The organism is Microbacterium sp. Bi121 (assembly GCF_918698005.1).
Lineage (GTDB): Bacteria > Actinomycetota > Actinomycetes > Actinomycetales > Microbacteriaceae > Microbacterium.
The window spans coordinates 165,839-182,625 of the sequence record NZ_CAKKLJ010000007.1; the positions used below are offsets into that span (position 1 = coordinate 165,839).

A 16,787-nucleotide genomic window follows, 5' to 3' on the forward strand; every position below is an offset into this window, starting at 1 on the left:
CCGGTGCGCCGCTTGAGGCCGTGTTCGCCGTCGGCATACCCGACCCTTGACGCAGTTATCGAGAGTCGTTATGTTAACGAGCATCGATAACAACGAATGTCGATATGGAGGCTTCTGATGGGCATGTTCCTGTGGTTCGCCGCTGCCGCGCTCGTCGTCGCGCTGTGCATCGCGGTGATCGTCCTGTTCCTCCGTCCGAGTGCGCGCAGACGCATGCTGCCGGATGGCGTCCCCTCGCTCGTTCGCGTGACTCTTGCCGTCGCGGTGCTGTGGGCGGGAATCGCGCTGGTCGGCGCGATCGTCACGACGATCACGACGCTGGTTCAGACGGCAGTGCCGATCACCGTCCCGACGCAGACCTACTGGCCGACGTTGCCCGACGGCGCGTTCGTGGAGGGGACGACGGCGACGCGAGAGGGCGGTGGGTTCGTGTCCGCCGACGTGGTCGTGAACGGTCTGAGCTTCGGGGCGCGCATCTGCTGGGCGATCGGCCAGGCACTGTGGTGGATCCTGCCGGGTGCGATCGCGAGCATGGTCGCTCTCGCCTGCTTCCAGTTGATCCGCGGGCGCGCCTTCGCTCCGGTCCTGGCGCAGGCGTCGATGGTGATCGCGGTCATCGTCAGCGCAGGCGGCGTCGCCGCTCAGGTGCTGTCGGACATCGCCGGGAGCATGGCGTCGGCAGAGCTGCTCTCGTATTCCGGCGGAGGCTATGAGGAGGTGGCCGGCGTGGAGGACGTGCTCGCTGCGTGGTGGCCGCAGGAGGCGTTCGTCGTGAACTTCCCGTTCTGGCCGATCGCGGCAGGCCTCGCATTCGCTGCTCTCGCGGCGGTCCTGCGTCACGGCGCGCATCTGCAGCGCGAGACGGAAGGGCTGGTCTGATGAACACGACGACCTCTCGGCCGGGGCGCAGCGGCGCACTGATCGTCGCGCTGGTACTCGGCGGGATGCTGCTGCTCGGTTCGGCGATCAGCAGCATCCCGAGGATCACCGGCTTCTTCACGAGCTACTGGACAGGGCGCAGCGATCTGCTCACCGGGCGGGAGCCGTCGATCAGCTCTACCGGCCCGGTGAGCGACGTCGACCGCGTCGACTACAGCGGAGTCGTCATCGTCAGCGACCAGCCGCTGCTGCTGCCGCGCGTGCTGCAGGCGGCTGCGGAGGGGCTGGGCGTCCTGGTGATCATCGCCGGTGGTGCGCTGGCGGTGATGCTCGCGGTGCGGATGCTGCGCGGCAGGCCGTTCGTGCGCATGCTGGCGTGGGGTCTCGGCTCGGTCGGCGTGTTGACGATGCTCGCAGGCGCGATCGCCCCGCAGCTGCACGCCTGGGCTGTCGATGCGGCCGTACGTGCACTCGGTTACGAGGTGTCGGTCGCCGCCGACGGCACGCTGACTGCTGACGGTCCGGAGATGATCGTGCTGCCGCAATGGGACGTGCTGTGGGTGCTCGATCGCGTCGATGTGACACTGCTGCTCCTCGGCGTCATCATCGCGATCGTCGGGATGATGGTCGCCGACGGCGCGAGGCTGCAGAAGGACACGGAGGGGTTGGTATGACCCCGGCGGCTTCGGACGAGGAGGAGACCGGCATCCACTGCCGGCTCGATGAGCTGCTCGCCGAGCGGGGCATGACACTCACGGAACTGAGCGCGCGGGTGGGCGTCTCGATCGTTAATCTGTCGGTGCTGAAGAACGATCGAGCTCGGGCAATCCGGTACTCGACGCTGCGAGCGATCTGCGACGCGTTGCAGTGCGAAGTGGGCGAGCTGCTCGTGCTGGCACCGGCTTCTGGGACCGTGGACTGATGAGCACAGCACACGGGTTCGAATACGAGGTGCGCGGCGACACCGTGACCATCACGCACCACGGCCGCAAGGCGACTGTTCTTCGCGGCGCTCGCGCCGAAGAGTTCCTCCAAGACGTGAGCTCCGACCCGCAGGGCGCGATGGCTCGCTGGACGGGCAACTACAAGCGCGGGAACGAGCGCGCGGCCAAGCAGCATCCAAGCAATTCGCGTTAGCCGCCACAAAAACATCACCCGGATACCCCTACCCATCGACGCACCGGTCGCGGCCGCCTACCGTTGACGCCATGAACAGCAACCTGCGCACTCGCACCCGCCTGCTCCTCGCCCTTCCTGTGGCGGCCGTGGCGATTTCCCTCACGGCGTGCTCCGGCGGCGGCGCAGGCCGTCCTTCAGCCGACGAACTCAGCGACGGAATCGCATCGATCCTCGAAGAGGCAGGCCAGGGCGACGCCCTCACCGACGAGCAGCTCGACTGCGTCGCCGACGCGTTCCTCGAATCCGAGGTATCAGACCAGGACCTCGCGAACCTCGCCGAGGGCAAGGACCTGCAGACGTCGCAGGACGCCAAGGACCTCGTTTCTCAGACGATGGCCGAGTCGTTCACCACCTGCGCGAGCTGACGGCGCGCACCCAGAGCTACGCCCGCCCCGGCGTCCGCGTCGCACCGCGGGTGTCGAGCGCAAGCTCTTCGGCATCGATCGCCGTCATGAGCTCACGCATCAGCTCCTCGTCGAGGTTGTCGGCGTCGCGCTCGGCGAGGAGAACCTCGCGCCGCACGTGCAGCCACCCCTTCGACAGCGCCACGAGGTCCTCATATGACGGCTTGGGCATCGAATCCTCGACCTCCTGCGCCTGATCCGTGTCGGTCTCCACCCGCGTCATCCGCGACGCGAACATGTCGAACGCTTTCATCTCCGCCTCGCCGTACTTGCCCGCCCAAACCTTACGCTGCGACGCCAGGAACGCCTTGCCCGCCTCCCTGCTCCGCGCGCGCACGGCAGCCATGGCCGCGGCATCCGCTTCTTCATCCGCATCCCCCGCGACACCCAGCCGACGGATCAGCAGAGGCAGCGTCAGCCCCTGCAGCAGAAGCGTCGCGACGGTCACGATGAAGGCGACGATCACGATCGCGTGCGAGGGTCCGGTCGGCAGCTCGGCGATATCGGCCGCGGCGAGCGCCGTCGCCAAGGTCACGACGCCTCGCATGCCCGCCCACGAGATGACGGCATTGTCCTTCCAGTCCAGCGCCGGCTCGGTGAGCCGCGCCTTCATCTGCTCCGCGGTGACCGGAGGGCGCCCCGGTCTCTGCCGGCTCTCATCGAACCGCCCTGCGGCCACCGCTCGATCCCAGCGGCGCAATCGTGCTCGCTCCTGCCAGCGAGCGAGCGCGTGAGCCGGATAGATGTACAGCGGCCGCACCAGCAGCACGACCAGCAGCACAGCCCCCGACAGCAGCAGGATGTGCCACACCGACTCGTCGCCCAGGTCGCTCAGCACGCGCTTGAACTGCAGGCCGATGTACGCGAAGACGAAGCTCTCCAGCAGCAGATCCGCCGACAACCACAGCGGCGCCTCCTGCTGCCTGGTCGTGTAGTCGGTGCGCGGCGCGTTGAACCCGACGTACAGCCCCATCGCGACCACGGCCAGCACGCCCGACCCGCCCAGGTGTTCGGCGATCGCATATGCCCCGAACGGCACGAGCAGTCCGAACGTTCCGATGACGACCGGATCAGCCACTCGCATCCGCAACTGATGCAGGATGATGCCGAACACCAGTCCGATGACGACGCCGACCACTACGGCCAGAGCGAACTGCCAGATGCCGTCCCACACCGTGAGCGTCGCACCCGCGATGATCGCCGCGAACACCCGATACAGCGTCAGCGAGGTGGCGTCGTTGATGAGGCTCTCCCCCGACAGCACCGTCATGATGCGTCTGGGCAATCCGAGCTTTCGGCCGATGGCGGCGGCCGACACGGCATCCGGCGGCGCCACGATCGCTCCCAGCAGCAGCGCCCCGGGAAGCGTCAGAGCCGGGAAGATCAGCCAGGCGACGAGTCCGGCGGCGGCCGCCGTGATCAGCACCAGCCAGATCCCGAGCCGCCGGATCTGCGGCAGACTCCGCTTGAAGCCCACGAACGACACATCCAACGCCGCCGAATACAGCAGCGGCGGCAGAACCAGGTTCAGCAGCAGATGGCCGTCGAGATCCAGGTCGGGGATGAACGGCAGAAAGGATGCCGCGAGCGCCACGACCGTGACCAGCAAGGGTGCGGGCCACCCGCGCCACCGCGCGATGGCCGCCACGATCACTGCGCCGACGAGAACGTAGAAGAGCATGGCGTCCATGCGCAAAGACTACGCGGGGGAATGCCCGCGCTCGCCGCCGGGTTGCCAGAAGTGATGACTGCTGCAGCCCCCGCCCTGTCCGTGCTCGACCTCGTCCCGGTGCGCACCGGCCAGACCAGCGCCGAGGCGATCGCCGCCTCCATGTCGCTCGCCGAGACCGCTGACCGCCTCGGCTACCGCCGCTACTGGTTCGCCGAGCACCACAACATGCCTGCCGTGGCATCCACCTCTCCACCTGTTCTCATCGCGGCAGCCGCGACGCGGACGAAGACGATGCGACTCGGCTCAGGCGGCGTCATGCTGCCGAACCACGCCCCCCTCATCGTCGCCGAGCAGTTCGCCGCCCTCGAGGCGATCGCTCCGGGGCGCATCGACCTCGGCCTCGGCCGCGCCCCCGGCAGCGACCCGGTCATCACCCAGCTGCTGCGGACCGCGGGCACAACCAGCGACGTCGAGCAGTTCCCCCGTCACGTCCAGGACATCTCCCTGCTCCTCGGCAGCGAAGGCGCGACCCTGCGCTTCACGTCAGGCGGCGAGTACAACGTCCACGCGACGCCCGCCGCTGTCGGCGTCCCCGAGGTGTGGCTGCTCGGCTCCAGCGACTACTCGGCGCAGCTCGCGGCATCCCAGGGCCTCCCCTACGTCTTCGCCAATCACTTCTCCGGCCAGGGGCTCGAACGCGCGCTCAATCTCTACCGCGCCGGCTACCAGCCGAGCGAGGCGCACCCCGAGCCGCGGACCTTCCTTACCGTCAACGTCGTCGCAGCCCCCACGGCAGAGGAGGCGGAGCAGCGCGCCCTCCCGCAGCTGCGCATGATGTCCCGCCTGCGATTGAACAAGCCGCTCGTCGCGCTCGAGACGGTCGACGAGGCGCGTGCAGCGGCATCCGATCCCGCCACCGACCAGGTGGTCGAAGCCGCACGCTCGCGCTGGTTCGTCGGCACCGGTGAGTCCGTCGCCGCGGAGCTCCGCGACTTCGCGACGAAGCTCGGCGTCGACGAGGTCATGCTCTCTCCTGTCGCCGGCGCGTACGACGCCGAGGCGATGGATGCCGCGACCGGCCGCGCTCAGACCCTCGAGCTCGTCACCGCCGCCCTGTAGCGCCCCGTCGCGCTCTCCATCGCCGACGCTGCGCCGTCGCCGATGCCGTATCGGTTCGGTCGGTTCTGAGCGCTCGCAACCGACCGAAGTGATACGGCACGTGGGGCGCGAGCGAACAGAGGGCTGGCCGGAACGCGCGGGCGGGAGTACGGTCGGCTTACCGGTGAGGGAAGGAGTTCGATGATGAGCACCACGCAGACGCGCGGCCTCTGGGTCGCGTACGGGACGAACGGGGTCGTCGGCAGCATCCGTCACGAGGACGAGGACTACATCGTCGTGATGGCGGCAGCGGATGCCGAGACCGGGCGCTATCCGAGCCTCGAAGTCGCCAAGGGCGCCCTGTACTCGCACATGTCGCCTGGCAGCTCCTGGCCGAGGTACGAAGAGCACTGAGCGGACCGCGGCCCCCGCTCGACGACCGGCAGCGCCTCAGGCGTCGGGCTCACCCGTGATGAGCCCGCGCAGCCAGTCGCGCGCCTCGACGAACACGTCGTCGGCGTAGCGGTCCGGATACTGCACGACCCGGCGATCGGCCCGGGGGTACGACCCGAGGAACACCACCCGAGGGCTGAATCGGCGGATGCCGAGCAGCGCGTCAGCCATGCGCTCGTCCGCCACGTGCCCATCGGCGTCGATCACGAAACGGTAGCGTCCGAGAGCGTCGCCGATCGGACGCGACTCGATCAACGAGAGATTGATCCCTCTGGTTGAGAACTGCTCGAGCATGTCGAGCAGAGCACCGGGGTGATCGTGCGGCAGCTCGACGATGAGCGAGGTCTTGTCGGCGCCGGTCGGTTCCGGCGGCATGGCGGTGCGCGTCACGAGGACGAACCGCGTGACGGCCGACGTGTTGTCGCCGATCTCCGATGCGAGCACGTCCACGTCGTAGTGCTGCACGATCCCTGGGGGCGCGATCGCCGCCTGAGCGGGCGAGGATCCGTCGAGCACGCCGATGGCGGATGCCACGTTGCTGGCTGCCGGAACATGGGAGTGCCTCGGCAGGTGCTCGCCGAGCCAGCCGTGGCACTGAGCGTACGCGACGGGATGAGCTGCGATGACCGTGACGTCCTCGAGTTTCGTCCCCCGCGGCGCGACGAGCACGAAGTTCACCTTCACCAGGTACTCGCCGACGATTCGGAGCCCTGGGAGTGTCGCCAGCGCATCCTGGGTCGTCGAGACCCCGCCCTCGATCGAGTTCTCGATCGCGATCATCGCGGCGTGGCTGCGCCCCTCGAGCACATCCCCCAGCGCTTCACCGACGTTGTGGACGGGGCGCCAATCCTGCCCCCGAGCCTCGGCGACCTGGTCCAGTGCCGCTTCGGTGAAAGTGCCCGCAGGGCCCAGGTAGCTGTAGGTGCGCCGTTCAGTCACGCGTTTCACCCTAGCCCTGTGTCGGGCTTCCGTCTGCGTCACGCAGGGTGCGCACGAGCCGAGATCGGGGCACACTGGACCCATGACCAGCCGTGCCGGCCTCCCCGCGGAGGAAAGTGACCTCATCGATGTCGACGAACTGATCGCCGCGTACTACGACCGGCATCCTGACCCGTCCGACCCGGCACAGCGCGTCGTCTTCGGCACGAGCGGCCACCGCGGCTCCTCGCTCTCCGGTAGCTTCAACGAGAATCACATCCTCGCCACCACCCAGGCGATCGTGGACTACCGGCGCGAGCAGGGCATCACCGGCCCGCTGTTCCTCGGCCGGGACACCCACGCCCTCTCGCTCCCCGCCGAGCGCAGCGCGATCGAGGTGCTCGTCGCCAACGGCGTCGACATCCGCGTCGACTCCCGCGACTCGTGGGTGCCGACCCCGGCGCTCAGCCACGCCATCCTGACGTACAACCGCACGCTGGCTCCGGATGCGGCTGAGCGAGCCGACGGCATCGTCGTCACCCCGTCGCACAACCCTCCCCGCGACGGCGGCTTCAAGTACAACCCCCCGCACGGCGGGCCGGCGGACACCGACGCCACGAGCTGGATCGCCGACCGCGCGAACGAGCTGATCGAGGGCGGCCTCGAAGGCGTCAAGGCCCAGAGCTTCGCCGACATCGACTGGGATGCCCTGCCGAGCTACGACTTCCGGGACGCCTACGTCCGCGATCTGCCGTCGATCATCGACGTCGAGGCGATCAAGAACGCCGGCGTCCGCATCGGCGCCGACCCGCTCGGCGGAGCATCCGTCGACTACTGGGCACTCATCAAGGAGATGCACGGCCTCGACCTGACAGTCGTCAACCCCGAGGTCGATCCGACCTGGCGCTTCATGACCCTGGACTGGGACGAGAAGATCCGGATGGATCCGTCCTCGCCCTCGGCCATGGCATCCCTCGTCGCGAAGAAGGGCGACTTCGACGTCCTCACCGGCAATGATGCGGATGCCGACCGCCACGGCATCGTGACGCCGGATGCCGGCCTGATGAACCCCAACCACTACCTCGCCGTCGCCATCGATTACCTCTTCTCGCACCGCGCGGACTGGCCGCGGGATGCCGCGATCGGCAAGACACTGGTGTCGTCGATGATCATCGATCGCGTCGCCGAGTCGCTCGGCCGCAGACTGCTCGAGGTCCCCGTCGGCTTCAAGTGGTTCGTCCCTGGCCTGCTCGACGGCTCCGTGGCGTTCGGAGGTGAGGAATCGGCCGGAGCGTCGTTCCTGCGCCGAGACGGCAGCGCGTGGACGACCGACAAGGACGGCATCCTTCTCTGCCTTCTCGCGGCCGAGATCATCGCCGTCACCGGCAAGTCCCCGTCAGAGCGCTACCGGGAGCTGGAGCAGGCGTTCGGAGCATCCGCCTACCAGCGGGTCGACGCACCGGCCACGCCCGAGCAGAAGTCGACGCTGTCGAAGCTCGCACCCGAGTCCGTCACGGCGACGACGCTCGCCGGCGAGGAGATCAGCGCGAAGCTGTCGCACGCGCCGGGCAACGGAGCCGCGATCGGCGGGCTGAAGGTGCAGACCGAGCACGCCTGGTTCGCGGCCCGCCCGTCCGGCACCGAGGACGTCTACAAGCTGTACGCCGAGAGCCTGAAGGGCTCGGAGCATCTCGCCGAGGTGCAGGCGGAGGCCCGCGCCGTCGTGTCGGCGGCTCTCGGAGGCTGAAGAGGCTTCGATTCGCTCCGCTCGCTCGACGACCCGCGAGTCAGTCGGCGACCGCTGGTGCCCCGAGCAGCTCGCGCACGCGGCTGGAGACGCGGTGGAACTCGGGCGTCTCCAGCGTGCCGGCGTAGTCGCGCTGCCCCGGCAGGTCGATGCGGTGCTCCTCGAGGATGCGTCCTGGACGCGGGCTCATCACGATGACACGACTGGCGAGGTAGACGGCCTCGGCGACGCTGTGCGTGACGAGCAGGACCGTGGTGCCGGTCTGGCTCCAGATGCGATTCAGCTCGACGTTCATCCGTTCGCGGGTGAGGGCGTCCAGTGCACCGAACGGCTCGTCCATGAGCAGGACGCGCGGCTCGTGCAGCAGGGCGCGGCACAGTGACACGCGCTGCTGCATTCCGCCGGACAGCTCGTGCGGAAGAGCCTTCTCGAATCCGGTCAGCCCGGTCATCTCGATGAGCTCGTCCGCACGGGCCTGCGCCTTGCGCATGTCCATGCCGCGCATCTCCGCCTGCAGCAGGATGTTGCCGCGGACGCTGCGCCACTCCAGCAGGGCTGCGCGCTGGAAGACGTAGCCGATGTCCTGCCGCGGGCCCTTGACCTCGTCGCCGCGCAGCCGCACCGAGCCGGCGCTCGGGGTCGTGAGGCCGGCAACCGCCTTCAGGAGCGTCGACTTTCCGCACCCCGACGGGCCGGCGATCGTGATGAACTCGCCCTCCTGGACGTCGAGGTCGACCCCCTCGAGGGCGGTGACCTCCCCGCGCTTGGATGCGAAACGGATCGCGAGGTCGGTGATCTGCAGCACGGAGTCCGTGCCCGGTGTCGCCATCATCTGTTCTTTCTCCTGAATCTGCGGTGCCGGCATCCCGATGCCCCTTACTCGCCTGGCGCGAACGACGCGTCGAAGTAGGTGTCGACGTCGCCGTCACCCGAGATGAGACCGGCGTCCGAGAGCACCGAGAGCGTTGCCTCCCAGTCCTCGGTCGCGTTGGTGCCGGGGGCCTTGCCCTCTGTGGCCGCGGTGCTGAGCAGCTTGATGGTCTCCTGCCACTGGTCCAGCAGCACGTCCTTCGCCGGCATCTGCGGGTCCTTGCCGTCCATGGCCGCGACCGCGGCCTCCGGGTCCTCCTGCGCGGCGGTGAACGCCTCGGAGGTCGCGGCGACCAGCTCCTTGACGAGCTCGGGGTCGCTCTCGATCGTGCTCGTGGGCGCGACGAGGCCATTGCTGAAGAAGTTCAGCCCGGCGTCCGAGTAGCGGAGGTACCGCATCTCCTTGCCGCTCTTGGCCGCGATGGTCGGGCCCTGGTCGTGTGCGAAGCCGATCAGTCCGTCGACCTGACCGGAGAGCACGGCTGCGATCTTGCCGGCGGCATCGAGGTTCTGCTGCTTGACGTCGGACTCCTTGAGACCCACGGCATCCAGGTAGACCGGGAAGGTCGTGGTCGGCGCATCGCCGGCGGACACGGCGATCGTCTTGCCCTTGAGATCCTCAGGACTCTCGATGCCCGAGTCGGCGAACACCTGCACAGCGGAAGGCGTCGTCTGCAGGAAGACGCCGACGCTCTTGATCGCGACGCCCTTGTCGATGTTGGCCAGCACGGCGGGGGTGTCGGCCCACCCGAAGTCGACCTGTCCCTGTCCGACGGCCTGGGCAGTCTTCGTCGAGCCCTGCCCCGCCTTGATCGTGAGGTTGATGCCGTGGTCCTCGAAGATGCCCTGTTCGACGCCGTAGTAGAACGCCGCGTGCTCGCCGTACGGGTACCAGTTGAGCATCAGGGTCACGTCGGTCATCTCGCCGCCGGCGTCCCCCTCCGATGCCGGGGTCTCGCTCGCCCCGCCGCAGCCGGTGAGGGCGAGGGCGGATGCCGTGAGCAGCGCTGCGACGGAGAGGATGTTGCCTGACTTCTTCATCAGTGTGTTCCTGCTTTCGTTGGGGGTTTCAGAGACGGACGGTGTCTACAGCCGAACGGTGGCTGCGGCCACGTCGCGCTTGGACGAGTGCCACGGGATGAGGAACTTCTCGGCGATCTGGATGATCGCGAACAGCACGACTCCCATGAGCGACATGATGATGAGCGCCGCGAACAGCATCGCGGTGTCGAGGTTGCCGTTGGCCTGGAGGATGACGTAGCCGAGCCCCTCGTTGGCCCCGACGAACTCGCCGACGACCGCGCCGGTGACGGCGAGGGTCGCTGCCACCTTCAGCCCGGAGAGCAGCTCGGGAAGGGACGCAGGGAGCCGGACCTTCAGGAACGTCTTGAACTTGCCCGCCCCCATGGTCGAGGTCAGCTGCAGGATCTCCGGGTCGACGGTGCGGAGCCCGGCGAGGCCCGAGATGACGACGGGGAAGAACGCCATGAGCACGGCGACGAGGATCTTCGGCGATGCGCCGAAACCCAGCCAGACGACGAACAGCGGGGCGATCGCGATCTTGGGGATGACCTGCGCGAACAGGATGACGGGGTACAGCGTCTGCTCGAGCCCCTTCGAGTAGACCATCACCACGGCGACGAAGAGGCCGACCACCACGGCGATGACGAAGCCGATCACGGTCTCGTACGTCGTCACCCAGGTGTGCTGCATCAGGTACGGCACGTTGTCGGCGAAGGCGTTCCACGTGTCGCCCGGCGACGGGATGATGAACGGCTGGACCCACTTCAGCGCGGTCGCCACCCACCAGAGCGCCAGCACCGCGACGACGAAGACCACGGGGTGCCAGTTGCGCGACCACCACCGGGCGAAGCCATTGGGTTCGGTGCGCTCCTGAGCCAGCGCCAGGGTCATCGTTGCGTTCTGCTGCGTTGCCGACATGGGTCCTCTGCATCTTCGTCGGAGGAAGTGGGAAAGCGTATTCCCAACTCGTTCTGCGAGTCTATGGCCGCCGTCTCACGATGTCAACGCGAGGGCGCCGCCACGTGCTCTGGCCGTGGGAATCGTGCCCGTCGAGCACTCACGCAATGAGCGTGCGAGCCAGCGCAGCACCCGCCGCCCGCAGGTGCCGTGCAGGCCCAGCGAGCGCGGCATCCGACGATCCAGCGAGCTCGGTCAGCGACACCACCGCCGCGAACGGCCCCGTGTCGGCATCCGGGGTGACGCGACCGGCAGCGAGCGCCGCACGCGCGCCCACGGCATCTCCGAGCCCCGCGACGTACGAGGGGACCTTGCCGTCCCCCGACTGGCCGTCGTACGACCCTTCACCGGTCACGACGACGTCGGCGCCCTCGAGGGTCCCTGCGAGATCGACCAGGCGCGCGACCTCCTGCGCACCGGACGCCAGCACCGCCCCCCATGCGACGAGCGCGCCGCCGACGCCTCCCGCAGCGCCGGAGCCCTGGAGGTCCGGATCCAGATCCATCAGCCGAGCGAGCCTGGCCAGCGAGGCATCCACCGCCTTGATGTCGGATTGCGCGGTCAGACCCTTCTGCGGCCCGAACACCGCGGCTGCACCGCGGTGGCCGGTCAACGGATTGGTCACGTCCGTGAGGACGAGAGTGTCCGGTGCCGCGCGCAGTGCAGTGACGTCCACCTCAGCGATGTCCGCGAGGCCCCGGGCACCAGGCTCGACCGGTGCCCCATCGCTGTCGAGGAATCGCGCACCGAGCGCGGTGAGCATGCCGGTGCCGCCGTCGGTCGAGGCGCTGGAACCGATCCCCAGCACGAGCCGCGAGACACCATGATCGAGGGCAGCGGCGATCGCCTGCCCGAACCCCGAGCTGTCGGCTTCGAACGGGCGCAGTTCATCGAGCAGCTCGATCCCCGACGTCGAGGCGAGATCGATCACCCCCGTACCGTGCGGAGCATCCGACGTCGGCGGCAGCAGCAGCCACGCCGTCTGCACGGGGACGCCGGCCGGACCATCCACGGTCACCGGCATCCGCTCCGACCCGGTCACGGCGGCTGCGAACGCCTCGACGGTGCCCTCGCCGCCGTCCGCCATCGGACGCAGCACGATGTGGGCCGTCGGATCCACCGACGTCCAGCCGTCGGCGAGGGCCGCAGCGGCGTCGGCCGCCGTGATCGAGCCCTTGAAGCTGTCCGGCGCGAACACGACCCTCATGCCGCGCGTCCCGGTGTCGAGTCGCGGACGACGATCTGCAGCGGAAGCGGCTCAGCCGTCCAATCGTCATCGACCGTCGCCCGGAACGCCTGGTACCCGACATCGCTGAGCGGCACGCGCACGGTCGTCAGCTGGGGCGTCACGTCTCCGCTCGATGGCACATCGTCGAACCCGCACACCGCGATGTCCTCGCCGATCGCGCGGCCCGCGTCCCTGATCGCCGACATCGCGCCGATCGCGACCACATCGCTCATCCCGAAGACGAGCGTGCCAGGGTCCACACCGGCGCGCAGCGCGCGCGCCATCGACTCGTAGCCGGACTCCCGCTGGAAGTCGCCCCGTTCGATCCGCTCCACGACACCGCCGTCGGCCTCGAAGCCCTCGGTGAAGCCGCGGACGCGATCGTCCGAGGTCAGCACGCCGTCGGCCGCCGCGAGCACGACCGCCGATCGGTAACCCAGGGCAGCCATCTCCGCACCCAGCATCCTGGCGCCCTTCGCGTTGTCGATGCTCACCGTCCGTTCGCCGGCGACGCTGCTGCCGAACGTGACGACACGGCCGCCGAGGGCCTCGAACGCACGGATCTCTTCGGCCGTCGCGCTCTCCTCACCGCCACGGGATGCCGCGAGGATGAGCCCGCGCGGACGCTGCCCACGCAGCGTCCTGACGATCTCGCGCTCCCGCGCCGCATCGCGCTCGGTGACCGCGATCGTCACGATCAGTCCGCGTTCATCCGCTCCGCGGGCGACACCGGAGGCGATGAGACCGAAGTACGGGTCGGCGATGTCTGCGACGAGCAGAGCGATCACGGCCGAGGTGCCCCGAGCCGTGGCCTGGGCCGAGGCGTTCGCGGTGTACCCGAGCTTCTCCGCCGCGCCCTCCACCCGCTCACGGAACGATTCGGCGACCTTGCGCGCGGAGCCGTTCAGGACTCGAGAGGCGGTGGCCAGCGAGACCCCGGCCTCGCGTGCGACGTCGTGAAGAGTCGGCGCCGACCCCCGACCCGCTCTGGTCGGCTGAGATGTCATGGATCAGAGCCTACTGTCCGCGTTTTCGGATTCGCGCAGGCGCCCGTCCGCGCGCAGCGCGCGCATCACAGGTGCGGTGCGACAGCGGAACTGAACCCGGCCGCTGTACGCCGCACCGCCTCGAGCGGATCGGTGGCCCAGATCTGCTCGTTGAAGATCTCGACCTCGATGTCGCCGGTGTATCCGGCATCCACGACCGCACGGGTGAGCGATTCGAAGTCGATGACCCCGTCGCCCGGATAGTGGCGCCCCAGCAGCACGTCCGCGGGGAGCGGTGTCTTCCAGTCGCACACCTGATAGGTCGCCAGGCGCCCTTCTCGGCCGGCGCGGGCGATCTGGGTCAGGACGTCCGGATCCCAGAAGATGTGGAACGTGTCGACGGTCGCCCCGACCGCTTTCGCGTCGAAGTCGCCGGCGATGTCGAGCGCCTGACCGAGCGTGGACACGACGCAGCGATCGGAGACGTACATCGGATGCAGCGGCTCGATCGCCAGCGTGACCCCGGCGGCGAGCGCGTCGGGGACCAGCTCGCCGATCGCATCGCGGACGCGCTCGCGCGCACCTGCGAGATCGCGCGATCCCTCTGGCAGACCGCCGGCGACGAGCACGAGAATGGCGGTGGAGCCGTCGGCCCCTGCGGCGGCGAGCGCGGCGGTCTCCTCGATCGCACGCCTGTTGTCGTCGAGCGCCTTCTGGCGATCGGGCCCGTCGGGGATCGTGAAGAATCCGCCGCGGCAGTGCGTGGTGAACCGCAGCCCCGAGTCGGTGAGCATGCGCGCAGCCACGTCGAGGCCGACCTCGTTCACAGGCTCGCGCCAGAGCCCGATCGCCTCGACGCCCGCCTCGGCGGTCACCCTCAGGGCGGTCTCGAGATCGGCATGCTTGATGGTCGCCTGGTTGATCGAGAGGCGCGGGTGCGGGGCGGTCATGCGTCCAGCCTTCCTGTTTCGATGCCGTTCAGTCGCAGCATCCCGTGCCAGCGCTGAAGGGCCAGCTCCGGCTTCTCCAGCGCCAGTGACGTGTTGGCGAGCTCGACGATCCTGCTCAGATGAGGCAGGCTGCGCGCCGAGTGCAATCCCCCGACCATCTGGAATGCGGGCTGGTGGCCGTTCAGCCAGGACAGGAACGCGACGCCCGTCTTGTAGTAGAAGGTCGGAGCGGCGAACACCTGACGGCTGAGCTCTTCGGTCGGGCCGAGAATGCGCTCGTAGGCGGCCTGGTCACCGGCATCCAGCGCCTGAATCGCCGCCGAGGCGACCGGCGTGATCGCGGCGAACGCGCCGAGCAGCGCGTCGGAGTACGACCGCTCCCCCACGCCGGAATCGCCGATCAGCGAGACGTAATTGAAGTCGTCGCCCGTGAACATGCGCACGCTCTCGGGGAGGCGCTCGCGAACCGAGATCTCGCTCTCGGCGTTCAACAGGCTCATCTTCACGCCGGCGACCTTGTCGACGCTCTCGGCGATGACGTCGAGCAGCACGCCGGAGGCCGTCTGCCAGTCGGATGCTCCGAAGTAGCCCTCGAGTTCCGGATCGAAGGCCGTACCGAGCCAGTGCAGCACGACGGGCACGGTGGCGCTGGCGAGCACCTCGCGATAGACGCGGCGGTAGTCGTCCGCGCTCGTCGCGACACGAGCGAGGTGCCGGGAGGCCATCAGCACGGGGCCGGCGCCCTGCTCCTCGGCGAAGTGCAGCTGCTGCTTGTAGGCGTCGATCACCTCGTCGAGGGTGATGCGGTCATCGTCGACATGGTCGGTGTTGACGCCCACGACCACCGAGCCGCCCTCCTCGCGGGCGACCTGCGCGCTGCGCGAGATGAGCTCACGGGTCGCCGCGGCATCCAGACCCATGTTGCGCTGCGCGGTATCCATGGCGTCGGCGACGCCGAGACCCCATGAGTAGGCGTTGCGGCGGAACGCGAGCGTGGCATCCCAGTCGATGTCGGCCGGCTGCCCCGGCGTGTTGTCGGCGTGCACGCGGGGGACGACGTGCGCCGCCGCATAGGCGACGCGACTCCGCAGCGGCGAGGTCGGCCGAGTGTAGGCGCCGGTCTCGTTCAGCGGAGCATCCGACAGCTCACCGTCGGCGGAGATGAGACGAAGCGTGCTCATCGATCAGTCCAGGCTCAGCGCGTCGAGAACGATCTTGCGGCCCTCGGCGCTCGAGGCGAGTCCCGCCTCGGCGAACTGCACGCCCTTGGCACCGGCGAGCAGGTCGAAGGCGTACTCGGTGCCTTCCACGTAAGAGGCGAGGTACTCCTCCCACTGCTGGCGGAAGCCGTTGAGGAAGACGTCATTGGTCGGGACGTCCTGCCAGTCGTCGTCGTAGTCGTGGCTGTCCTCGAGGTCGGGATTCCACACCGGCTTGGGAGTGGCATTGCGAGGCTGGATCTTGGCCCCGAAGAGGCCGACCACGGCGGACCCGTGCGTGCCGTCGACCTGGAACTCGACGAGCTCGTCGCGGTTCACCCGGACGGTCCACGACGAGTTGATCTCGGCGACGATACCGCCTTCGAGCTCGAAGATGCCGTATGCGGCGTCCTCGGCCGTGGCGGTGTACTTCTCGCCCTTCTCGTCCCAGCGCTCCGGGATGTGCGTCGCGGCCTGCGCGTAGACGCTCTTCACCTCGCCGAACAGATTCTCGAGCACGTAGTTCCAGTGCGGGAACATGTCGCTGATGATTCCGCCGCCGTCCTCGGTGCGGTAGTTCCAGCTCGGACGCTGGGCTGGTTGCCAGTCGCCCTCGAACACCCAGTATCCGAACTCGCCGCGGACGGAGAGGATGCGACCGAAGAATCCGGAGTCGATCAGGCGCTTGAGCTTCTGCAGCCCGGGAAGGTACAGCTTGTCGTGCACGACGCCGGTCTTGACACCGGCATCCTTCGCGAGGCGGGCCAACTCGAGCGCCTCCTCGAGCGACTCCGCCGTGGGCTTCTCGGTGTAGATCGCCTTGCCGGCGGCGATCGCCCTGCGGATGGCGGAAGCCCGGGCCTTGGTGACCAGGAAGTCGGCGTAGATCTCCCACTGCGGGTCGGCGAGCGCCGCGTCGAGGTCGGTGGTGTAGTCGGCGATGTCGTGCTGAGCGGCGAGTTCTGCGAGCTTCTGCTCGCTGCGACCGACGAGGATCGGTTTCACGGTGACCTTGGTGCCGTCGGAGAGTTCGATCCCTCCCTCATCGCGGATGGCGAGGATCGAACGGACCAGGTGCTGCCGGTAGCCCATGCGCCCGGAGACGCCGTTCATGATGATGCCGATCTCGCGGGTCGTCGCCTGTGACATGTGTGATCCGTTCTGTCTGTCTACCGTCGTTGGTGGGTAAGCGCTTTCCCGTATCATTGCACGACATCAGGATGA

General features: G+C 68.5%; 18 protein-coding genes. 8 read left to right on the top strand and 10 right to left on the bottom strand.

Going from position 1 to position 16,787, the window contains the following annotated elements:
* Positions 1-117: 117 nt before the first annotated feature.
* The 5 genes from LQZ87_RS12720 to LQZ87_RS12740 all read left to right on the top strand — a co-directional run bounded on the left by LQZ87_RS12720 (position 118) and on the right by LQZ87_RS12740 (position 2,423).
* Positions 118-879 (top strand): hypothetical protein, encoded by a 762-nt coding sequence (locus LQZ87_RS12720; RefSeq protein ID WP_230103807.1) that lies wholly within the window; start codon positions 118-120, stop codon positions 877-879.
* The gene (locus LQZ87_RS12725) at positions 879-1,553 is read left to right on the top strand and encodes a hypothetical protein (protein WP_230103808.1); all 675 of its coding nucleotides are present in this window, start codon (positions 879-881) and stop codon (positions 1,551-1,553) included. Before LQZ87_RS12720 ends, LQZ87_RS12725 begins: the two co-directional genes overlap by 1 nt.
* Positions 1,550-1,801: a helix-turn-helix transcriptional regulator gene (locus tag LQZ87_RS12730; RefSeq protein ID WP_230103809.1), complete on the top strand. Its 252-nt coding sequence runs from the start codon at positions 1,550-1,552 to the stop codon at positions 1,799-1,801. The genes LQZ87_RS12725 and LQZ87_RS12730 overlap by 4 nt, the downstream gene beginning before the upstream one ends.
* Positions 1,801-2,016 carry a hypothetical protein gene (locus tag LQZ87_RS12735; RefSeq protein ID WP_230103810.1) on the top strand — a complete coding sequence of 72 codons (216 nt, stop codon included), beginning with the start codon at positions 1,801-1,803 and terminating at the stop codon, positions 2,014-2,016. The genes LQZ87_RS12730 and LQZ87_RS12735 overlap by 1 nt, the downstream gene beginning before the upstream one ends.
* A 71-nt stretch (positions 2,017-2,087) precedes the next feature.
* Positions 2,088-2,423, top strand: coding sequence for a hypothetical protein (locus LQZ87_RS12740; RefSeq protein ID WP_230103811.1), 336 nt, complete (start codon positions 2,088-2,090; stop codon positions 2,421-2,423).
* A gap of 16 nt (positions 2,424-2,439) precedes the next feature.
* Here LQZ87_RS12740 and LQZ87_RS12745 read toward each other — a convergent pair whose 3' ends face one another.
* Complete coding sequence (locus tag LQZ87_RS12745; protein ID WP_230103812.1) at positions 2,440-4,152, bottom strand: cation:proton antiporter; 1,713 nt, start codon at positions 4,150-4,152, stop codon at positions 2,440-2,442.
* Positions 4,153-4,206: 54 nt separating this feature from the next.
* Between LQZ87_RS12745 and LQZ87_RS12750 the strand changes: the two genes are divergently transcribed.
* Both LQZ87_RS12750 and LQZ87_RS12755 read left to right on the top strand, forming a co-directional pair.
* Positions 4,207-5,253 (top strand): LLM class flavin-dependent oxidoreductase, encoded by a 1,047-nt coding sequence (locus LQZ87_RS12750; RefSeq protein ID WP_230103813.1) that lies wholly within the window; start codon positions 4,207-4,209, stop codon positions 5,251-5,253.
* 183 nt (positions 5,254-5,436) lie between these two features.
* Positions 5,437-5,646 (top strand): methyltransferase, encoded by a 210-nt coding sequence (locus LQZ87_RS12755; RefSeq protein WP_230103814.1) that lies wholly within the window; start codon positions 5,437-5,439, stop codon positions 5,644-5,646.
* Between the two features lie 36 nt (positions 5,647-5,682).
* Here LQZ87_RS12755 and pheA read toward each other — a convergent pair whose 3' ends face one another.
* Positions 5,683-6,633: a prephenate dehydratase gene (pheA, locus tag LQZ87_RS12760; RefSeq protein WP_230103815.1), complete on the bottom strand. Its 951-nt coding sequence runs from the start codon at positions 6,631-6,633 to the stop codon at positions 5,683-5,685.
* A gap of 73 nt (positions 6,634-6,706) precedes the next feature.
* Here pheA and pgm point away from each other — a divergent pair, with 73 nt between their 5' ends.
* Entirely contained in the window at positions 6,707-8,350 is a 1,644-nt protein-coding gene (pgm, locus tag LQZ87_RS12765; protein ID WP_230103816.1) for a phosphoglucomutase (alpha-D-glucose-1,6-bisphosphate-dependent), read from the top strand.
* A gap of 40 nt (positions 8,351-8,390) precedes the next feature.
* On the opposite strand, the gene LQZ87_RS12770 is transcribed toward pgm, so the two are convergent.
* The 8 genes from LQZ87_RS12770 to LQZ87_RS12805 form a co-directional block, all read right to left on the bottom strand.
* Positions 8,391-9,182 carry an ABC transporter ATP-binding protein gene (locus tag LQZ87_RS12770; protein WP_230103817.1) on the bottom strand — a complete coding sequence of 264 codons (792 nt, stop codon included), beginning with the start codon at positions 9,180-9,182 and terminating at the stop codon, positions 8,391-8,393.
* Positions 9,183-9,226: 44 nt separating this feature from the next.
* The gene (locus LQZ87_RS12775; RefSeq protein ID WP_230103818.1) at positions 9,227-10,261 is read right to left on the bottom strand and encodes an ABC transporter substrate-binding protein; all 1,035 of its coding nucleotides are present in this window, start codon (positions 10,259-10,261) and stop codon (positions 9,227-9,229) included.
* A 45-nt stretch (positions 10,262-10,306) separates the two neighbouring features.
* Positions 10,307-11,161 (bottom strand): ABC transporter permease, encoded by an 855-nt coding sequence (locus LQZ87_RS12780; RefSeq protein WP_230103819.1) that lies wholly within the window; start codon positions 11,159-11,161, stop codon positions 10,307-10,309.
* 139 nt (positions 11,162-11,300) lie between these two features.
* Entirely contained in the window at positions 11,301-12,407 is a 1,107-nt protein-coding gene (locus LQZ87_RS12785; RefSeq protein ID WP_230103820.1) for a glycerate kinase, read from the bottom strand.
* Entirely contained in the window at positions 12,404-13,435 is a 1,032-nt protein-coding gene (locus LQZ87_RS12790; protein WP_230103821.1) for a LacI family DNA-binding transcriptional regulator, read from the bottom strand. Before LQZ87_RS12790 ends, LQZ87_RS12785 begins: the two co-directional genes overlap by 4 nt.
* 65 nt (positions 13,436-13,500) lie before the next feature.
* Positions 13,501-14,364, bottom strand: coding sequence for a sugar phosphate isomerase/epimerase family protein (locus LQZ87_RS12795; protein ID WP_230103822.1), 864 nt, complete (start codon positions 14,362-14,364; stop codon positions 13,501-13,503).
* Positions 14,361-15,545, bottom strand: coding sequence for a dihydrodipicolinate synthase family protein (locus tag LQZ87_RS12800; protein ID WP_230103823.1), 1,185 nt, complete (start codon positions 15,543-15,545; stop codon positions 14,361-14,363). The genes LQZ87_RS12795 and LQZ87_RS12800 overlap by 4 nt, the downstream gene beginning before the upstream one ends.
* Positions 15,546-15,548: 3 nt before the next feature.
* A complete protein-coding gene (locus LQZ87_RS12805) occupies positions 15,549-16,712 on the bottom strand; it encodes a Gfo/Idh/MocA family oxidoreductase (protein ID WP_230103824.1) in 1,164 nt (387 codons plus the stop codon).
* Positions 16,713-16,787 lie beyond the last annotated feature (75 nt).